We start from the raw sequence: 16,696 nt of genomic DNA, 5'->3' as shown, positions 1-16,696 counted from the left end.
GCAGCTCCCGTGCCGGAGCTCATGGAACCACGGTCCAGGGAAGGCGGAACGGGGCGTCCGACCGGAGCGCCAGGTTTTCGAAGAGATGTGCCTCCGGGTTCTGGATCGTCCCCTGCATCGAAAGGACGATGGCCTGGGAGCGATCCTGCAGAAAGCGGAGCTGACGGGTGATCATCTCGGGAAGCTGGTGCAGGAGGGAATCCTGCAGATGCACGCGCAGGACGAGCCGCAAGGAGGAGTCGAATGCCACCGAGCCTTCCCCGGAGAGCGAGAAGTTCGGGGACCGGAACAGGAGGTTGGCGAAGGTGACGGTCCCCTCTTGGATGCGGAACTGCCCGGTGCATTCGGAGAAGTCGGGCCGCGCGATGCTGCTTTGCCGCAAAGCGGCCGCCAGAGCTGAGAAAAGAGCAATATTTTCGACACATCCGTCCTTCACGGAAAACGACCCTTGCCCGGCCAAGGTTTTGGGAGAGAAGAACCGGCCGCAGGAGTCGAGCTCGGCGGAGAGCCGGCCCTGGGCGGTCTGCCGGTTGTAGCAGATGGCCGAAAGGAGCGCCCGCAAATCGAGGCCGTTCGCGGCCAGCCGTGCGCGAAAGTACCCGGCCCCGGAATCCGAAGGTAGCTGCGTGAGGGAGCCCTCCAGGCGTCCCCCGAAGGAGGTCGCCTGGAAATGGGAAAGGACCAGCCGGGATGCTTCGATCGCATACTGGGCGAGGAGCTGCTGGCAGGAAACGCGGTCGAGAATCCGTAACGAGTCGGCGGTGACGGTGCCCCTCCCGGAGAGCAGGCCTCGCTTTTCCTCGAGAGGGCCGTTGGCGGACATCCCTCCGATCTCGAGGAAGGGTGACCGATCCGGGGAGAGCAGAACGAGCCGGCCGTCGGCGATGTCCAGGGAGCCGACACGCCAGGGAAACAAGCGGGCACGGGAGAGGAGCAGCGGGGAACCGGGCTTGGCCGGATCCTCGTCGACGAGGGGCAGCAGAAGCCTGCCGTTCCTGTCAAGCTGCAAGGCGAAGACCGGGGCTTCCAGGCGCGCGCGGTGCAGGTAGAATCCTTTGGTAAGAAGGCTAGCGAGCGAATATTCGAAGCGGGCCTGCCTGGCGGCGAGGAGCGCGGGAGCGCTCTCGCTCGCCGGGTTATCGATCCGGAGATCGTCCAAGGTGATTTCGGCGGGGGGCTTCCATTCCGCCGAAGAGAAGCGCACGGAGCCGCCTAGCGCCTCCCCTATCGCCCACTCCAGATAGACGGCGGCGCGCCGGCCGGATACCCACTGCTTGAGGGCTTGTTCGGCCAGGACAAAAAAGACGATTGCCGCCAAGAGGAGGCCGATCGCAAACTCGCCGATATGCCGCAAGAGGCGCACTGTTCGTAATTACGCAAGAATTCTTAAAGATTTTCCAGCAAATGAATCGCGTCTGCATAATTTTCAACCCGGCGGCGCGTGGCGAGAAGGCCCGGAGGATCTTCGACAGGCTGCGCCGTGCGGCCGGCAACGATGCGGTGATCCGCGTCACGCAGTTTCCGGGGGACGCGGAAGCGCAAACGGAGCGGGCGCTCGAACATGGATATCGGACCGTGGTAGCCGCCGGGGGAGACGGGACGGTGAATGAGGTCGTCAACGGCCTCAATGGGGCCGCGGCTACGCTGGGGATCCTGCCGCTGGGCACGATCAATGTCTTTGCGATGGAGCTGGGCATCCCCATCCAGCTCGAGGCCGCGTGGGCGGTCATCCGGAGAGGGAAGACCCGGAAGGTCGACCTGCCCCGCGCGGGGGAGCAGCGCTTCGTCCAGTTGGCGGGCGTCGGCCTGGATGCGGAGATCCTGGCCCGGACCCACTGGTGGACGCGAAAGACCTTCGGTCCTCTGAGCTATCTGCTCACCGCGGTCGGCCTTTTGGGGCGTCCGGCGCCGGTGTTGACGGTCACAATCGATGAAAGGGAGGAGCAGCACGGCCGCTTTCTGCTGGTCGGCAACGGGCGCTATTACGGCGGCCGCTTTGCCGTATTCCCCGATGCCAAGCTCGACGACGGCCTGCTCGACGGCTGTCTTTTCGCCGAGCTCAACGCCGCAGCCGTCGCGCGCTACGTGCAGGGGGTGATCTCTCGGCGGCACACGCGCTTTTCCGATGTGTTCTATTTTCAAGCAAAGAAGCTGGCGGTCCGATCCGATCGCCCGGTGCCCGTGGAGGTCGATGGAGAGATCTACGGTCATACCCCGTGCGCCTTCTCGCTCTCGCCGGCCGCGCTGGAGGTGATCGTGCCGTAAGGGGGGGGAAGCCTCCTCCCGGCGGCGAACCCATCGGCGGCCGGAGAGGGGGCCGGAGCCGGCGCTTTCGCTCGGTCCGTGGGCTGGGCGCGGGAACCGGAGGACGCTTTGCCGGGAAGGGCGAGGTGCCGGAACGGGAGAGGTGCGCAGGATCCCGAAAAAAGTGGTCCCGGCTCGTGGAAAGGGCTTGTCAGGGAGGCTTCTCTTAGCGATAGTTGATGCCTTTCATTCGGTTTGGTGCGAGATAAGCAATGCCGACGATTAATCAGTTGGTCCGGAAAGGACGGGAAGAGCTGGCGCGGAAAACCAAGGCGCCCGCGCTGGATGGCTGCCCGCAGCGGCGCGGGGTGTGCATCCAGGTGATGACGAGGACGCCGAAGAAGCCCAACTCGGCCTTGCGGAAGGTGGCCAAGGTTCGGCTGACCAACGGCAAGGAGGTGATCGCTTACATTCCCGGGGAAGGGCATTCGCTCCAGGAGCATTCGATCGTGCTGATCCGCGGCGGCCGCGTGAAGGACCTGCCGGGGGTGCGGTACCACATCGTCCGGGGTGTTCTCGATGCGGCGGGCGCCGTCGGGCCGAGCAACACCAACAAAGCCAACCGGAACGTCTCCCGGAGCAAGTACGGGGTCAAGCGGCCGAAGGAAGGGGCTGCGGCCACCGCCAAGGCCAAGAAGTAGGGGCAAAAGGGCGAGGTATGCGAAGGAGAAGAGCCGAGAAGCGCCAGACCCTGCCGGATCCGAAGTACGAATCGGTGCTCGTGCAGCGGTTGATCAGCGTGGTCCTCTCGCGAGGCAAGAAAGCGCTCGCCCGGCGGATCGTCTATGGAGCGATCGAGGGAATGGAGGGCAAGGTTGACGATCCGCTGGAGACGTTGCAGAAAGCGATCGAAAACGTCAAACCCCGATTGGAGGTCAAGTCGCGGCGGGTGGGCGGGGCGACCTATCAGGTGCCGGTCGAAGTGCCTCCCGATCGCCAGGTGTCTCTGGCTTTGCGCTGGATTTTGCGGGCTGCGCGCTCGCGCAAAGGAATTCCGATGATGGTCGCGCTGCAAAATGAGCTGCGGGAAGCGGCGGCCGGCCAGGGGATGGCCGTGAAGAAGAGGGATGAGGTGCACAAGATGGCGCAGGCGAACCGAGCCTTCGCTCATTTGCGGTATTAGGGATTTTTCGGTAAAAAAGCGGTAGGAAAAAAAAGCGACGGCGCGAAACCGTAAGGGGCGTGCCGAGTTTTTGGGGCGCCAAGGGGCGCTCCCGCGCGTTCGTAGCCGGCCTGCTCGGCGGCGACGGGCGTAACGGAAAAGGAATTTTTCTATGACGACAACGACGTCTGCGAGTGTTTCGGCAGTCCGGAACTCCGCCCACCGACCGTATGCGTTGGAGAGGACGCGGAACATCGGGATCGCCGCCCATATCGATGCCGGGAAGACGACCTTGACCGAACGGATCCTCTTTTACACCGGTACCATCCATAAGATGGGCGAGGTCCACGAGGGCACCACCGTGACCGATTGGATGGAGCAGGAGCGGGAACGGGGGATCACGATCACCTCGGCAGCCACCACCTGCTTCTGGCCGGTGCGGCACGAGGAGGGTATCGTCAAGCTCTTCCCGGGAGAGAAGTTTCGGATCAATATCATCGACACCCCGGGACACGTGGATTTTACGGCGGAGGTGGAGCGCTCGTTGCGCGTGCTCGACGGAGTGATCGCGGTCTTCTGCGGGGTAGCCGGGGTCCAGCCCCAGTCCGAGACGGTCTGGCGGCAGGCGAACCGGTACCGGGTGCCCCGCATCGCCTTCATCAACAAGATGGATCGGGTGGGGGCCGACTTCGAGAATGCGGTGCGCGAGATCCGGGAGAAGCTGGGGGCCAACGCTTGGCCGATTCTGCTTCCGCTCGGCAAGGAAGATCAATTCCGCGGCCAGATCGATGTGATCAACCGGAAGGCCGTGGTCTACTCGGACAGCGACCGGCTCGGGTCGACCTATGAGGTCGTGGATATTCCGGAAGAGTACCGGGAGGCGGCGGCGGCGGCGCGGCGGAAGCTGATCGAGGCGCTTGCCGACAAGGACGAGGAGATGGGAGAAATCTTCCTCGCCGAAAAGGAGCCCACCGCCGAGGAGATCAAGCGGGCGATCCGGCGCACGGTCATCGCCAATGAGTTCGTCCCGGTCATCGCCGGCGCCGCCTTCCGGAATAAGGGGGTTCAGTTCCTCATCGATGCGGTCATCGATTATCTGCCGAGCCCGGTCGACATCGAGCCGGCCAAGGGCCAGCATCCGGTCACCGGAGAGCAGATTCTGATCGAGCCCGACGATCAAGCCCCGTTTTGCGCCTTGGTCTTCAAGCTCTGGTCGGACCCCTTTGTGGGCAAGCTGGTCTTCTTCCGCGTCTATGCCGGCACGCTGCAAAAGGGGATGACCGTCTATAATCCGCGGACACGCAAGCGGGAGAGAATCAGCAGAATCGTCCAAGTGCAGGCCGATGAGCGGAAGGACATCCAGGAGGTGCACTCGGGGGACATCGCAGCACTGGTGGGAATTCGGGATGTGGCCACGGGGGACACCCTGGTCGCCGAAGGTTTCGAGGTGATCCTGGAGCCGCCCGTCTTTCCAGAGCCGGTCATTTCGATGGCGATCGAGCCCAAAACCAAGGCGGACCGGGAGAAGATGAGCCTAGCCCTTCAGCGGCTCATGGAGGAGGATCCGACCTTCCGCGTCAGCACCAACGAGGAGACCGGGCAGGTGATCATCGCCGGAATGGGCGAGCTCCACCTCGACATCATCCGCGATCGGCTCCGCCGGGAATTCGGTGTCGAGACCAACGCCGGCGCTCCGCAGATCGCCTACAGGGAAACCATCACGCGGCCGGCCCAAGGCGAAGGCAAACTGATCAAGCAGAGCGGAGGACGCGGGCTGTACGGGCACGTTATCCTCGAGATCCTGCCGCTGGAGCGGGGCAAGGGCACCGTGGTCACAAGCCAGGTTGTCGGCGGAAACATCCCCAAGGAGTATATCCCCGCCTGCTTCAAAGGGGTCCAGGAAGCCTTGGGCGCCGGCTTGATTCACGGCAGCCCGGTGATCGACCTCGAGGTCCACATTCTGGACGGGAGCTACCACGAGGTCGACTCGAACGAGCTCGCCTTCAAGATGGCCGCGATCTTCGCGATGAAGGACGCGCTCAAGAAAGCCAATCCGATCCTTCTGGAGCCGATCATGAAAGTCGAAGTCTCCACACCTGAAGAATACCAGGGGGATATTCTGGCCGACTTGACACGCCGGAGAGGAAAGATTCTTAACGTCGAGACCAAAGGAAAGACCGCAAACGTGCGCGCCGAGGTGCCCTTGGCGGAAATGTTCGGCTATGTCAATGACATCCGATCGATGTCGAAGGGACGGGCCGCGTATACGATGGAGCCGTCGCATTTCGAGCCGGTGCCCGCGCCCATCGTCGCGCAGATCGTCGAGCAGAAGCGGAAGTAAGGACTTCGGGACGCCATGGCAGCGAGCAAAATTCGGATTCGTTTGAAGTCCTTCGATTATCGGCTGTTGGATCGAGCCGCCTCGGAGATCTCCGAAACGGCGCGCCGGACCGGTTCCGCGGTGTCCGGACCGATCCCGCTGCCGACACGGGTCGAGCGGTTCACCGTGAACCGGTCGCCTCACGTGGACAAGAAGAGCATGGACCAGTTCGAGCTCCGAACGCACAAGCGGCTGGTCGAAATTATCGAGCCGACGGCGAAAACCGTGGACGAGCTCAAGAAGCTCAATTTGCCGGCAGGGGTGGATATTACGATCCGCATCTGACGGCGATCGCGCCTGCGGGAAAGGGAGACCAGGCTGATGAGCATGGGACTGTTAGGCAGGAAGCTGGGGATGACCCAGGTATACGACCAAGACGGGAATCTGATTCCCGTGACCGTGGTCGGGGCGGAGCCGAACGTGGTGGTCCGTCTCCAGGAGCATGCGGACGGCAGGAAGAGCGTGCAAGTGGGTTTTGAATCCGTTCCGGAAACGCGGATCTCCAAACCTTTGCGCGGCCATTTCGCGAAGGCTGGAGTCACGCCGAGGCGCTTTCTGCGGGAGTTTCCGGTGGATGGGTCGGAAGAGTGGAAGCCCGGCCAGGAGATCGGCGTGACGCTGTTTCGCCCCGGGCAGCGGGTGGACGTGATCGGGGTGAGCAAGGGCAAGGGATTTCAGGGGGTCATGAAAAAGCACGGCTTTTCGGGCCAAGGGGCCGCCCACGGCTCGAAGATGCATCGGCGCAACGGTGCGGTCGGTTGCCGGTCGACCCCCGGGCGGATTTTTCGCAACCAGGGCATGGCGGGACACTTGGGCCATGCTCGGGTGACGGTGCAGAATCTTGCGGTCGTAGCCGTGCGCGAGGAGGACCGCGCGCTCCTGATCCAGGGGAGTGTCCCCGGGGCGCGCGGCGGACTTGTCCTCATCCGCAGCGCGATCAAAGGGCAGCCGAAGCCGCGGCAGAAGCCGCAGCCGCAAGCCAAGAGCGCAAAGCCGGCGCCGGCGAAAGCGGCTAAGAAGAAGTAGGGCGGGAACCGGCAAGCCGGAGAGCGATCATGAGAGTTTTAACCGTCGAGGAGGCCCAGCAGCAGATCCGGACTCCCCTTTTGTGGAACGGGCGCGGGAGCCAGGCGGTTCACCAGGCCGTCGTGGCTTACCGCGCGAATCGCCGCCGGGGTACGCGGGCGACCAAGACCAAGGGGACGGTGCGCGCGTCGGGCCGAAAGCCGTGGGCGCAGAAAGGGACCGGCCGGGCCCGGGCGGGCTACGTCTCTTCTCCGATTTGGCGCGGAGGCGGGGTGGTTTTCGGGCCCCAGCCCAGGGACTTTTCGAAGAAGCTGCCCAAAAAAATGAAGCGGCTAGCGCTACGAAAGGCCTTGAGCGCCCGGATCGCCGAAGGGGCGGTCTTCGTCTCGGAGAGGATCGAGCTGCCGCAACCCAAGACCAAGGAGCTGCTTCGGCGCCTTGACTCCTGGGACCGGAGGGAGACGCTCCTGCTTGTCGTCGAGAAGCACGAGTCGCCGGTGTGGCTCGCGGCGCGGAATCACCCGCTAATTGCCGTCGTCACCGCTGCGGATGCCAATGCGGAGGATCTCCTCTGGCCCGATCGGATCGTGCTGGAGGAGCCTGCGCTCCGGGTCTTCGACACGCGGCTGGCCAAAGGAGGGAATGGGTCGTGAGGGATCATCGGAGGATTTTGCGGCATATCTGGATGACCGAGAAGGCCACCCTCCTCGGCGAGCGGGGCAACCAGTATCTGTTCGAGGTCGCCCGCGATGCGACCAAGCTCGAGATCCGGAAGGCGGTGGAGACGGCCTTCGGCAAAAAGGTGGTCGCGGTGAACACGTTGTTCTCCCCGGGGAAAGCCAGGCGGGGCCGAGTGGGGAGGATGGGGAAGACGCCGACACGGAAAAAGGCGATCGTGACGCTCGCCCCGGGCGAGAAGCTCGATTTCACGGCGTGAGCTTCGGGGCTAAGGAGAAGAGAAGGTCATGGGGTTGAAACAATTTCGTCCGCTGACGCCCTCGCTGCGCTTTACGCAGACCGACTCGTTTTCCGACATCACCAAGTCGGAGCCGGAGAGTTCCTTGACCGTGCCCCTCCGGAAGAGCGGAGGCAGGAATGCGTACGGCCGGGTCACCGCCCGCCACCGCGGGGGCGGACATAAGAGAAGGTACCGGCTCATCGACTTCCGTCGGCAACGCCACGGAATGGCGGCGACGGTCGAGGCCATCGAATATGACCCGAATCGAACGAGCCGGATCGCGCTCCTTCGGTACAGCGACGGGGAAAAGAGCTACATCATCGCTCCGCAAGAGCTCAAAGTGGGCGACACGGTGACGAGCGGGCCGGAGGCTCCGGCCAAGCCGGGGAATGCGCTCCCCTTGGAGCGGATCCCGGCGGCGACTGCCATCTACAATATCGAGCTGACGCCGGGCCGCGGCGGCCAGCTCGTCCGCGCGGCCGGCTCGAGCGCCTGGCTCTTGGGTGTCGATCAAGGGTATGCCGTCGTCAGGCTTCCTTCCGGCGAGGTGCGGCGGATCGCGGCCGCCTGCTACGCTACCGTCGGTCAGGTCAGCAATCCCGACCACTTCAACGTCTCGCTCGGGAAGGCGGGGAGGAGCCGCTGGCGCGGAAGGCGCCCCCACGTCCGGGGCGTCGCTATGAACCCCGTTGACCATCCCAACGGCGGCGGCCAAGGCAAGAGCAAAGGAGGCGGCGGTCGGCAGCAGCTCAAGTCGCCCTGGGGCAAGCTGGCCAAGGGGAAGAAGACCCGGCGGCGCAACAAGCCATCGGATCGGTTCATCCTCGAGCGGCGGACGCGGAAACGGAAGAAGTAGGGAGCTGCCATGGGTCGTAGCTTAAAAAAAGGGCCGTTTGTCGATGAACACCTTCTTCGGAAGGTGAGTACCACCCTTAAGTCGGGGTCGAAGAAGCCGATCAAGACATGGTCGCGCCGGTCGATGATCATCCCGGATTTCGTAGGGCTGACCTTCCTGGTGCATAACGGAAAGATCTTCCACCCGGTCTACGTCACCGAAAACATGGTCGGCCATCGTCTCGGAGAGTTTTCGCCCACGCGCGTTTTCAAGCGGCATGGGGCGCATACGGAGAAGGCGACGGCGAAGTAGGGAGGACGACCAATCCGTATCGAGGAATGCTTATGCAGGTGAAGGCGATCAACCGGTTCGTGCGCATGTCGGCTTTCAAGCTCCGGGACGTAGCGCGATGCATTCAAGGCATGCGCGCCGAAGAGGCGTTGGCGGTGCTCGCCCACTTTCCTAAGGAAGGCGCGCGCCACATCCGGCGGACATTGGCCTCCGCGCTGGCCAACGCGGAAAACAACCATGGCTTGCACCGGGGTGATCTCCTGGTAAAGGAAGCACGGATCGGAGAGGCGACGACCATCAAGCGCTTCCAGCCCAAGGCCCGGGGAAGCGCCGGCCCGATCCGCAAGCGGACGAGCCACATACGCATCGTCTTGGAACCAAAGGAAGAGGAATAGGGCACGGATATGGGGCAAAAAGTTAATCCGATCTGTTTTCGCTTGCCGGTGAACCGCCAATGGCGGTCGATCTGGTACGCCGACAAACGGTTGTTTCCGGAATACATCTACGAGGATTTTCAGATCCGCCGTCTGATCAAGACGAAGCTGGCGGCTGCGGCGATCGCGAAGGTGGTGATCGAGCGGGCCGGCAACCGGGTGCGGGTCAACATCCATACCGGCCGTCCGGGATTGGTGATCGGCCGGAAGGCGGTCGAGCTCGACAAGCTGCGCGAGGAGATCCAGCAGCTGGTGCCGAAGGACCGCGAGGTGCTCGTTGACGTGAAGGAAGTGAAGCGGCCGGAGCTCGATGCGCAGCTCGTGGCCGAAAACATCGCCCTTCAGATCGAACGGCGGATTTCCCACCGGCGCGCGATGAAGAAGGCGATGCAGATGGCGAGGGAAGCCGGAGCCCTGGGCGTCCGCGTCCGGTGCGCCGGGCGGCTGGGCGGAGCGGAGATCGCCCGGGTTGAAGGCTACCGGGAGGGGAAGGTCCCCCTCCACACGCTCCGCGCCAATATCGATTACGGCTTTGCCGAAGCCCGCACGGTCGCTGGAAAGATCGGTGTCAAGGTGTGGCTCTGCCGGAAGGAAGAAATGGCCGGGGTCGGATTCTAGGAGCAGCGGCGGAACATGGCTCTTCTACCAAAACGCGTAAAATACCGGAAGGCGCAGCGGGGCAGCCGCGCTGGAAATGCGAGCCGGGGGGTTTCCCTGGCTTTCGGCGCCTATGGACTCCAATCCTTGGAGCGGGCATGGATCAAGAACACCCAGATCGAAGCGGCGCGCGTGGCGATCTCCCGCTATGCGAAACGGAAGGGAAAGCTCTGGATCCGGATCTTCCCGGATAAGCCCGTGACCGCGCGTCCTCCGGAAACCCGGATGGGCAAGGGAAAGGGGCAGCCCGAATTTTGGGTCGCCGTGGTGCGCCCGGGGAACGTGCTCTTCGAGCTCGACGGCTTGACCGAGGATGTCGCTCGGGAGTCGTTTCGGCTCGCGGCGGCCAAGCTGCCGGTGCACACCCGCTTCATCACCCGGGAAAGGACTCTGCGAGCGTGAAGACTAGTCAACTTCGGGTACTCTCCCGGGAGGAGCTGATCGCCAAGGGCGCCGATGCGCGCGAGGAGATCTTCCGGCTTCGGCTCCAGCAATCGAGCGGCTCGCTGGAGAAGCCGAGCCGGTTGCTGGAATTGCGGAAGCTGGTCGCTCGCGTGGAGACGCTGCTCCGCGAAGCGGAGCTCGGCATCGAGCGGGCGGTGAAGCCGGCAGGAGAGAAGAAGGATCGGAAGAAGAAGGAGAAAGCGTGAAGAGGCAAAGCCGTAAACGAACCGGTGCCCCGGAGGGGCAGACGGCCGCCGGGGAGGCGGAGCCGGCGGGGCCGGGACCGTCGCCGAAGGGGAGAACGCGGACCGGGCGGGTGATCTCCACCAAGATGGAGAAGACGATCGTCGTCAGCGTGGAGCGGCGTGTGGCCCACCCGCTCTACCGGAAAATCGTCCGCAAGCACAAGAAGCTCTACGCGCACGACGAGGCGGGAGCGGCCAAGACGGGAGATTGGGTGAAGATACAGGAAACCCGGCCGCTGAGCCGCCTGAAACGCTGGCGGCTGGTGGAGATCCTGCGCCCGGCCCAAGAAGGGAAGGCTGCCCTATGATCCAGATCCGTTCCTGGGTGGAAGTTGCGGATAACACCGGCGCCCGCCGCGCGACGATGATCGGGGTGATCGGGCGAAAGAGCCTTACCGCCCGCGTAGGCGACCTGATCACGGCCACCGTCAAGGAAGCGGCACCGGACGGGACCGTGAAGAAGAGCGAAGTCGTGCGGGCGGTCGTCGTGCGAACCAAGCACCCGATCCGTCGATCGGATGGCTCCTACCTGCGATTCGACACGAACGCGGTGGTCATCGTGGACAAGGACATGAATCCGCGGGGGACGCGCGTCTTCGGGCCGGTGGCGCGCGAGCTGCGCGACAAGAACTTTATTAAGATCATTTCCTTAGCCCCCGAGGTCGTATGAAGCCATTCGGAAGCCGAAAGCCATCCGCTCCGCAGCGCTCCTTTCACGTCAAGCGGGGCGACGAGGTCGTGATTCTGAGCGGGACGCAGAAGGGCAAGACCGGCAAGGTGCTTCGCGTGCTGCGCAAGCAGAACCGCGTGCTGGTCGAAGGGGTGAACGTGGTCAAGAGAGCGACGCGCCCCAGCCAGGAGAACCCGCAGGGAGGCTTCACCGAGCGCGAGGCGCCGATTGCCATTTCGAAGGTGATGCTTTTGGCTAAATTCCAGAAGAGCGTTCGCCGCGGCGCCAAGCCGTCGCTCCCGACGGAGGGCTCGGGCTCATGAGCGAACTGTCGGTTTTGGAAAAGACGTATCGAGAGAGGATCCGGCCAGAGATGCGGGCGGCGCGGGGCTACGCCAATGTGAACGAGGTGCCCCGCCTCGAGAAGGTGGTCATCAACTGCTGTGTCGGCTCCGCTCCGGACATCAAGGCTGCACTGGAGGAGGCGATGACCGACCTCGCCGCCATCACCGGACAGCGTCCGGTGAAGACGAAGGCCAAGAAGAGCATCTCGAACTTTAAACTCCGGAAGGGTCAGGAGATCGGCTGCAAGGTGACGCTTCGCGGCAGGCGGATGTACGAGTTCGTCGAGCGGTTGATCTGGGCGGCCTTGCCGCGCGTCCGGGACTTCCGCGGGCTTTCGCCGCACGGATTCGACAAGATGGGCAACTATACGTTCGGGATCCGGGATCATACCGTCTTTCCGGAAATCGAGATCGAAAACGTCAAGCGGATGTTCGGCTTCGACGTCACGATGGTGACGACCGCGCGCTCGGTGGAAGAAGCACGGGATCTGCTGGCCCGCATCGGCCTCCCGTTTGCGGGCATGCGGCGGGAACAGCGGGCGGCGACGGCCTAAGGAGGGAAAAGATATATGGCGACAAAGGCTTGGATAGCAAAGCAGAAGCGGCCACCGAAGTTCCGCGTGCGCCGATACAACCGCTGCCGGATTTCGGGCCGCCGGCGCGCGTATCTGCGCAAGTTCGGGGTGAGCCGCATCGTGTTCCGGGAGCTCGCATCCTGGGGGGAAATCCCCGGGGTCACCAAGGCCAGCTGGTAGGCGGCCGGGAGATCGATCGACGTGCAAACCGATCCGTTAGCCGATTTTTGCTCCGCGCTGCAAAATGCCAACCGGGCCAGGAAGCCGGTCGTGGTGCTTCCCCATTCCCGGATCAAGGAGGCCGTCGCCCGCGTGCTCGTGGAGGAAGGGTACCTGGAGAAGATCGAGGTCGTGACGGTTCGGAAAGGGATCCGGCAGCTTCGCCTCCTGCTGCGGGAAGTGAGTCCTTTTCAGAAGGTGCGCCGGATCAGCCGGCCCGGCTGCCGGTGCTACGTCGGAGCCAAGGAGGTGCCGAGGATTTTGGGAGGGCTGGGCGTCTGCGTGCTTTCGACGCCCAAGGGGATCCTAGCCGGCCACCGCGCCAAGCGCGCCAACGTGGGAGGGGAGCTTCTGCTCGCGGTCGAATAGGCCTCCGGCCCAGGAAATCGAGTCAGCAAGAAAGGAAACGCTCCGAATATGTCACGCATCGGAAGAATGCCGATTCCGGTACCCCCCGGAGTCAAGGTCGCGATTCAGGACGAGGCGGTCGCCGTGGAAGGCCCGAAGGGAAAGGCGGCGCATCGGCTCCCGGAATTCTTGGCCGCCACGCTCCGCGACGGCATGCTGAGGATCGAGAACCGCAGCGAAGACCGGAAGAGCCGTGCGCTCCACGGACTCCACCGAAGCTTGCTCAACAACGCGGTGACGGGGGTCCATACCGGCTTCCGGAAGGCGCTGGAGATTCACGGGGTGGGATTCCGCGCCGCGGTGCAAGGCAAGGAGCTGACGCTGAGCCTGGGCTTTTCGCATCCGGTGGTCTACCGGATTCCGGACGGTATCCGGATCACGGTAAGCGAAAACACCAAGTTGTTGATCGAAGGAATTGACAAGTGCCTGGTGGGCCAGGTTGCCGCCGAGATCCGCCGCTTCTATCCGCCCGAGCCCTATAAAGGAAAGGGCGTGCGCTATGCGGGCGAGGCGATCCGGCGGAAGGCGGGCAAGACCGCGCAGGGCAAGTAGGCCGGGCGCATAGAGGACGGAGGAGCACCAAATGCGGCTGGGACGAAGAGAGATGCGGAAGAGGCGCCACCTGCGCACGCGCCGAAAGGTCGTGGGTTCGAAGGAAAGGCCGCGGCTTTCGGTTTGCTTCACCGGGAAGCACATCTACGCGCAGGTGATCGACGACCGGGAGGGCAGGACGCTGGCGTATGCATCCACGCGCCAGAAGGCGCTGGCGGGGCTGCGCGCCAATATCGAGGGAGCGACGAAGGTGGGGGCGCGGCTGGCGGAAGAGGCGAAGGCGAAGGGCATCCGAAAGGTCGTATTCGATCGGGGAGGCTTTCTGTATCACGGCAAGGTTGCGGCGTTGGCCGACGCGGCGCGGGGAGCCGGATTGGAATTTTAGAGGGAAACGGCAGCGGAGCGGTCGAAGGAATCTGCGACCGGATTAGATCAGGGACGGCATGGAAACAACACAAACGCGAGCGGGCGGCGGCAACGAGCAAGAGGTCGTCCCGCAGAATGAAACCGGCGTGGCCACGGCGGCGCCTCTCACCTCCTCGACCGAGGAGCGGCTCGGGCGCTCGCCGGAACGACCCGCCCCGCGGGGAAGGCGAAGGACGCGTCGCGGCGGTTCGGAGGGCCAGCGCCGCGAATCGGTCGCCGGGGAACTGATGGATCGGGTCGTCTACGTCAACCGGTGCGCCAAGGTGGTCAAGGGCGGGCGGCGCTACAGCTTCGGGGCCCTGGTCGTGGTGGGAGACCGGCAAGGGAAGGTGGGTGTCGGGTTCGGTAAGGCCAATGAAGTCGCGGACGCCGTCAAAAAGGCCACCGAAAGCGCGCGCAAGCGGATGGATACCATCGTGCTCCGCGGGCAGACCATCCCGCACGAGGCGATCGGGGAGTTCGACGGCGGCAGGGTGCTGATCAAGCCGGCTTCCCCGGGAACGGGGGTAATCGCCGGAGTCACCGTCCGCGCGGTTCTCGAAGCGGCCGGAGTGAAAGACGCCTTGACGAAGTCTTTCGGTTCGAGCAATCCCTACAATGTCGCCAAGGCGACTCTCTTCGCGCTTCAACAACTCCGTTCGCCGGACGAAGTGCTGCAGTTGCGCGGGAAGCGGAACGCAAGGAACGAACAGGAGCGGGCGGTAGAAACCAAAGCGGAGGGGTCCTTATGAGATTGCATGATTTGCGTCTACGGCCAGGGGAACGTCACCGGAGGAAGCGGCTGGGTTGCGGCGAGAGCTCGGGGCACGGAAAGACGAGCGGCAAAGGGAACAAGGGCCAGAAGGCCCGTTCCGGAGGAAGCATCCGGATCGGATTCGAAGGCGGGCAGATGCCTCTGATCCGCCGGGTGCCCCGCCGAGGGTTCAACAACGCCGCTTTCTCCGCGGACTACGCCCCGGTCAACCTCCGCGACCTGGAGAAGGTCGCGGGCGACCGTATCGATGAGCAAAGCCTCCGGGCGGCCGGAATCGTCAAGGGCCGGTGGGCGGGGGTCAAGCTGCTGGCAGGCGGCGAGATTGCGCGCGCCGTCACGGTCGTCGTGCATGCGGCCAGCGCCGCGGCGCGGGCGAAGGTGGAAGCGGCCGGAGGAAAGGTCGAGATTCTTTCCTAAGCGGCGCTTCCGTACGGGGGGAGCGGAAAAGGGCGACCGCCCCGGCCGTGTAGAGGTCGGATGGAGGCGGCGGGCGGTGGGCGCATGCGCCCGGGGAAGCCTGCAAAAGAGAAAGACACGATGGTTTCCGCGTTTGTCAACTGCTTCAAGATCCCTGAGCTGCGGCAAAGAATTCTGTTCACCCTTGCGGTGATCGTCGTCGTCCGCCTGGGCTCGGCGGTGCCCTGTCCCGGTGTCAATCCCAACGTGCTGAGCGAATATTTCCGCACGGTTATCGATCAACAAGCGCAAGGCTCGGTGGTCGGCATGCTCAATCTCTTCAGCGGGGGAGCGCTGGAAAATTGCGCCCTCTTCTCGCTTAGCGTCATGCCCTACATCAGCGCGAGCATCATGATCCAGCTGCTGACCACGGTCATTCCGACCCTGGGAAAGCTCGCTCGGGAAGAAGGAGGGCGGGAGAAGCTTACCCAGTACGCCCGCGTCCTGACCGGGCTGCTCTGCCTCTTTCAGGGCTATCTGCTCGCCGTCGGGTTCGAAAATCCGGAAAGCATCCCGCTCCTGCACGGCATCACCTCGGTGATCGAGCGGCTCGGCGTCCCTCTGGTGCCCGATCCGGGTTGGGCCTTTCGGCTGGTCACGGTGCTGAGCCTGACGACCGGAACGATGCTGCTCATGTGGCTCGGAGAGCAGATCACCGAAAAGGGGATCGGCAACGGCGTCTCGCTGATCATTACAATCGGCATCCTGGCGCGGCTTCCCGCCGCGCTTTTGCAAGGGTGGTCGAAGCTCGTCTCTCCTTCGAGCCTCTCGGCTTCCAGTCCGCTGCTTGTCGCGCTGCTCCTCCTCTTCCTCTTCGGGGTCGTGGCGGCCACCGTCGCGATGACCCAAGGGGTGCGCAAGATCGTCGTCCACTACGCGAAGCAGGTCCGCGGCAACAAGGTTTACGGAGGCCAGAGCACGTTTTTGCCCCTCAAGGTCAATTACGCGGGGGTGATGCCGCTGATCTTCGCCCAGGCGATTCTCCTCTTTCCCTCGACCATTATCGGCTTCCTCTTCCCGAACTCGCCGGCCGCCGCCCGGTTCGCCACGTCTCTTTCCGCCGGAGGGCTCTATTACGGCATCACCGTGCTGCTGGTCTTCTTCTTCTCCTATTTCTGGGTGGCGACCCAGTTCAACCCCGTCCAGATCGCCGATGACCTGAAGAAGCATGGGGGCTTCATCCCCGGGATCCGTCCCGGACAGCCCACAGCCGAGTTCCTCGACTTCTCGATGACCCGTTTGACCCTCGCGGGAGCGACCTTCCTCTCGGCGCTGGCGGTCCTCCCCATGCTCGTGCAGAGCCTGCTGGGCATTCCGGCGATCACCGCCCAGTTCTTCGGTGGAACGAGCCTTCTCATCGTCGTCGGCGTCATGCTCGACACGATGCGGCAGACCGAGACCTACCTCCTCCAGCGCCGCTACGACGGCTTCCTCAAGCGAGGAAAGCTTCGGGGACAGTCGGCCTTCGGGCCCGGCAGCCGGTCCGGTCCCGTCCAAGAACGCACCCTCGTCTGGCTCTACACCTTGATCGGCCTGCTGGTCATCGCCGGCGTGACGATCTCACTGGCCAAGCACTAACCGCGAGGCGGCCTCCGCTCCGGGTCCGCCCGCAGGGG

General features: G+C 64.0%; 26 protein-coding genes. 25 read left to right on the top strand and 1 reads right to left on the bottom strand.

The window, feature by feature from the left end; genetic code table 11:
• Positions 1 to 19: 19 nt before the first annotated feature.
• Positions 20 to 1,363, bottom strand: a complete 1,344-nt coding sequence (locus tag MTHMO_RS06820; RefSeq protein ID WP_202214112.1) for an AsmA-like C-terminal region-containing protein — start codon at positions 1,361 to 1,363, stop codon at positions 20 to 22.
• Positions 1,364 to 1,404: 41 nt separating this feature from the next.
• Between MTHMO_RS06820 and MTHMO_RS06815 the strand changes: the two genes are divergently transcribed.
• The 25 genes from MTHMO_RS06815 (at position 1,405) to secY (ending at position 16,658) form a co-directional block, all read left to right on the top strand.
• Entirely contained in the window at positions 1,405 to 2,265 is an 861-nt protein-coding gene (locus MTHMO_RS06815; protein ID WP_202214111.1) for a diacylglycerol kinase family protein, read from the top strand.
• Positions 2,266 to 2,516: 251 nt separating this feature from the next.
• Positions 2,517 to 2,945, top strand: coding sequence for a 30S ribosomal protein S12 (gene rpsL / locus MTHMO_RS06810; RefSeq protein WP_202214110.1), 429 nt, complete (start codon positions 2,517 to 2,519; stop codon positions 2,943 to 2,945).
• A 17-nt stretch (positions 2,946 to 2,962) separates the two neighbouring features.
• Positions 2,963 to 3,427 (top strand): 30S ribosomal protein S7, encoded by a 465-nt coding sequence (rpsG, locus tag MTHMO_RS06805; RefSeq protein WP_202214109.1) that lies wholly within the window; start codon positions 2,963 to 2,965, stop codon positions 3,425 to 3,427.
• Positions 3,428 to 3,578: 151 nt separating this feature from the next.
• Positions 3,579 to 5,747: an elongation factor G gene (fusA, locus tag MTHMO_RS06800; protein ID WP_202214108.1), complete on the top strand. Its 2,169-nt coding sequence runs from the start codon at positions 3,579 to 3,581 to the stop codon at positions 5,745 to 5,747.
• A gap of 15 nt (positions 5,748 to 5,762) precedes the next feature.
• Positions 5,763 to 6,071: a 30S ribosomal protein S10 gene (gene rpsJ, locus MTHMO_RS06795; protein WP_202214107.1), complete on the top strand. Its 309-nt coding sequence runs from the start codon at positions 5,763 to 5,765 to the stop codon at positions 6,069 to 6,071.
• Positions 6,072 to 6,107: 36 nt separating this feature from the next.
• Positions 6,108 to 6,812: a 50S ribosomal protein L3 gene (gene rplC, locus MTHMO_RS06790; RefSeq protein ID WP_202214106.1), complete on the top strand. Its 705-nt coding sequence runs from the start codon at positions 6,108 to 6,110 to the stop codon at positions 6,810 to 6,812.
• A gap of 29 nt (positions 6,813 to 6,841) precedes the next feature.
• Complete coding sequence (gene rplD, locus MTHMO_RS06785; RefSeq protein ID WP_202214105.1) at positions 6,842 to 7,465, top strand: 50S ribosomal protein L4; 624 nt, start codon at positions 6,842 to 6,844, stop codon at positions 7,463 to 7,465.
• Positions 7,462 to 7,749: a 50S ribosomal protein L23 gene (gene rplW / locus MTHMO_RS06780; RefSeq protein ID WP_202214104.1), complete on the top strand. Its 288-nt coding sequence runs from the start codon at positions 7,462 to 7,464 to the stop codon at positions 7,747 to 7,749. Before rplD ends, rplW begins: the two co-directional genes overlap by 4 nt.
• Before the next feature lie 28 nt (positions 7,750 to 7,777).
• Positions 7,778 to 8,626: a 50S ribosomal protein L2 gene (gene rplB, locus MTHMO_RS06775; protein WP_202214103.1), complete on the top strand. Its 849-nt coding sequence runs from the start codon at positions 7,778 to 7,780 to the stop codon at positions 8,624 to 8,626.
• Between the two features lie 9 nt (positions 8,627 to 8,635).
• Positions 8,636 to 8,917 (top strand): 30S ribosomal protein S19, encoded by a 282-nt coding sequence (gene rpsS / locus MTHMO_RS06770; RefSeq protein ID WP_202214102.1) that lies wholly within the window; start codon positions 8,636 to 8,638, stop codon positions 8,915 to 8,917.
• Between the two features lie 26 nt (positions 8,918 to 8,943).
• Positions 8,944 to 9,291: a 50S ribosomal protein L22 gene (gene rplV / locus MTHMO_RS06765; RefSeq protein WP_370568269.1), complete on the top strand. Its 348-nt coding sequence runs from the start codon at positions 8,944 to 8,946 to the stop codon at positions 9,289 to 9,291.
• 9 nt (positions 9,292 to 9,300) lie between these two features.
• The gene (rpsC, locus tag MTHMO_RS06760; protein ID WP_202214101.1) at positions 9,301 to 9,948 is read left to right on the top strand and encodes a 30S ribosomal protein S3; all 648 of its coding nucleotides are present in this window, start codon (positions 9,301 to 9,303) and stop codon (positions 9,946 to 9,948) included.
• A gap of 15 nt (positions 9,949 to 9,963) precedes the next feature.
• On the top strand, positions 9,964 to 10,389 hold the full coding sequence (gene rplP / locus MTHMO_RS06755; protein ID WP_202214100.1) for a 50S ribosomal protein L16: 426 nt from the start codon (positions 9,964 to 9,966) through the stop codon (positions 10,387 to 10,389).
• Positions 10,386 to 10,637: a 50S ribosomal protein L29 gene (rpmC, locus tag MTHMO_RS06750; RefSeq protein ID WP_202214099.1), complete on the top strand. Its 252-nt coding sequence runs from the start codon at positions 10,386 to 10,388 to the stop codon at positions 10,635 to 10,637. The genes rplP and rpmC overlap by 4 nt, the downstream gene beginning before the upstream one ends.
• Entirely contained in the window at positions 10,634 to 10,984 is a 351-nt protein-coding gene (gene rpsQ, locus MTHMO_RS11130; RefSeq protein ID WP_255535360.1) for a 30S ribosomal protein S17, read from the top strand. The genes rpmC and rpsQ overlap by 4 nt, the downstream gene beginning before the upstream one ends.
• Entirely contained in the window at positions 10,981 to 11,346 is a 366-nt protein-coding gene (rplN, locus tag MTHMO_RS06740; RefSeq protein WP_202214098.1) for a 50S ribosomal protein L14, read from the top strand. The genes rpsQ and rplN overlap by 4 nt, the downstream gene beginning before the upstream one ends.
• Positions 11,343 to 11,669, top strand: coding sequence for a 50S ribosomal protein L24 (rplX, locus tag MTHMO_RS06735; RefSeq protein WP_202214097.1), 327 nt, complete (start codon positions 11,343 to 11,345; stop codon positions 11,667 to 11,669). The genes rplN and rplX overlap by 4 nt, the downstream gene beginning before the upstream one ends.
• 5 nt (positions 11,670 to 11,674) lie before the next feature.
• The gene (rplE, locus tag MTHMO_RS06730; protein ID WP_370568362.1) at positions 11,675 to 12,244 is read left to right on the top strand and encodes a 50S ribosomal protein L5; all 570 of its coding nucleotides are present in this window, start codon (positions 11,675 to 11,677) and stop codon (positions 12,242 to 12,244) included.
• 15 nt (positions 12,245 to 12,259) lie between these two features.
• Positions 12,260 to 12,445, top strand: coding sequence for a type Z 30S ribosomal protein S14 (locus MTHMO_RS06725; protein WP_202214095.1), 186 nt, complete (start codon positions 12,260 to 12,262; stop codon positions 12,443 to 12,445).
• 21 nt (positions 12,446 to 12,466) lie between these two features.
• On the top strand, positions 12,467 to 12,853 hold the full coding sequence (gene rpsH / locus MTHMO_RS06720) for a 30S ribosomal protein S8 (protein WP_202214094.1): 387 nt from the start codon (positions 12,467 to 12,469) through the stop codon (positions 12,851 to 12,853).
• A gap of 48 nt (positions 12,854 to 12,901) precedes the next feature.
• Positions 12,902 to 13,444: a 50S ribosomal protein L6 gene (gene rplF / locus MTHMO_RS06715; protein ID WP_202214093.1), complete on the top strand. Its 543-nt coding sequence runs from the start codon at positions 12,902 to 12,904 to the stop codon at positions 13,442 to 13,444.
• Positions 13,445 to 13,475: 31 nt separating this feature from the next.
• Complete coding sequence (rplR, locus tag MTHMO_RS06710) at positions 13,476 to 13,829, top strand: 50S ribosomal protein L18 (protein ID WP_202214092.1); 354 nt, start codon at positions 13,476 to 13,478, stop codon at positions 13,827 to 13,829.
• Positions 13,830 to 13,887: 58 nt separating this feature from the next.
• A complete protein-coding gene (rpsE, locus tag MTHMO_RS06705) occupies positions 13,888 to 14,601 on the top strand; it encodes a 30S ribosomal protein S5 (protein ID WP_237394812.1) in 714 nt (237 codons plus the stop codon).
• Entirely contained in the window at positions 14,598 to 15,041 is a 444-nt protein-coding gene (rplO, locus tag MTHMO_RS06700) for a 50S ribosomal protein L15 (RefSeq protein ID WP_202214091.1), read from the top strand. The genes rpsE and rplO overlap by 4 nt, the downstream gene beginning before the upstream one ends.
• Positions 15,042 to 15,161: 120 nt before the next feature.
• Positions 15,162 to 16,658 carry a preprotein translocase subunit SecY gene (gene secY, locus MTHMO_RS06695; RefSeq protein WP_202214090.1) on the top strand — a complete coding sequence of 499 codons (1,497 nt, stop codon included), beginning with the start codon at positions 15,162 to 15,164 and terminating at the stop codon, positions 16,656 to 16,658.
• The last annotated feature ends 38 nt before the right edge of the window (positions 16,659 to 16,696 follow it).

The organism is Methylacidimicrobium sp. AP8 (assembly GCF_903064525.1).
Taxonomy (GTDB): domain Bacteria; phylum Verrucomicrobiota; class Verrucomicrobiia; order Methylacidiphilales; family Methylacidiphilaceae; genus Methylacidimicrobium.
This window is presented reverse-complemented; position numbering and strand designations above follow the sequence as displayed.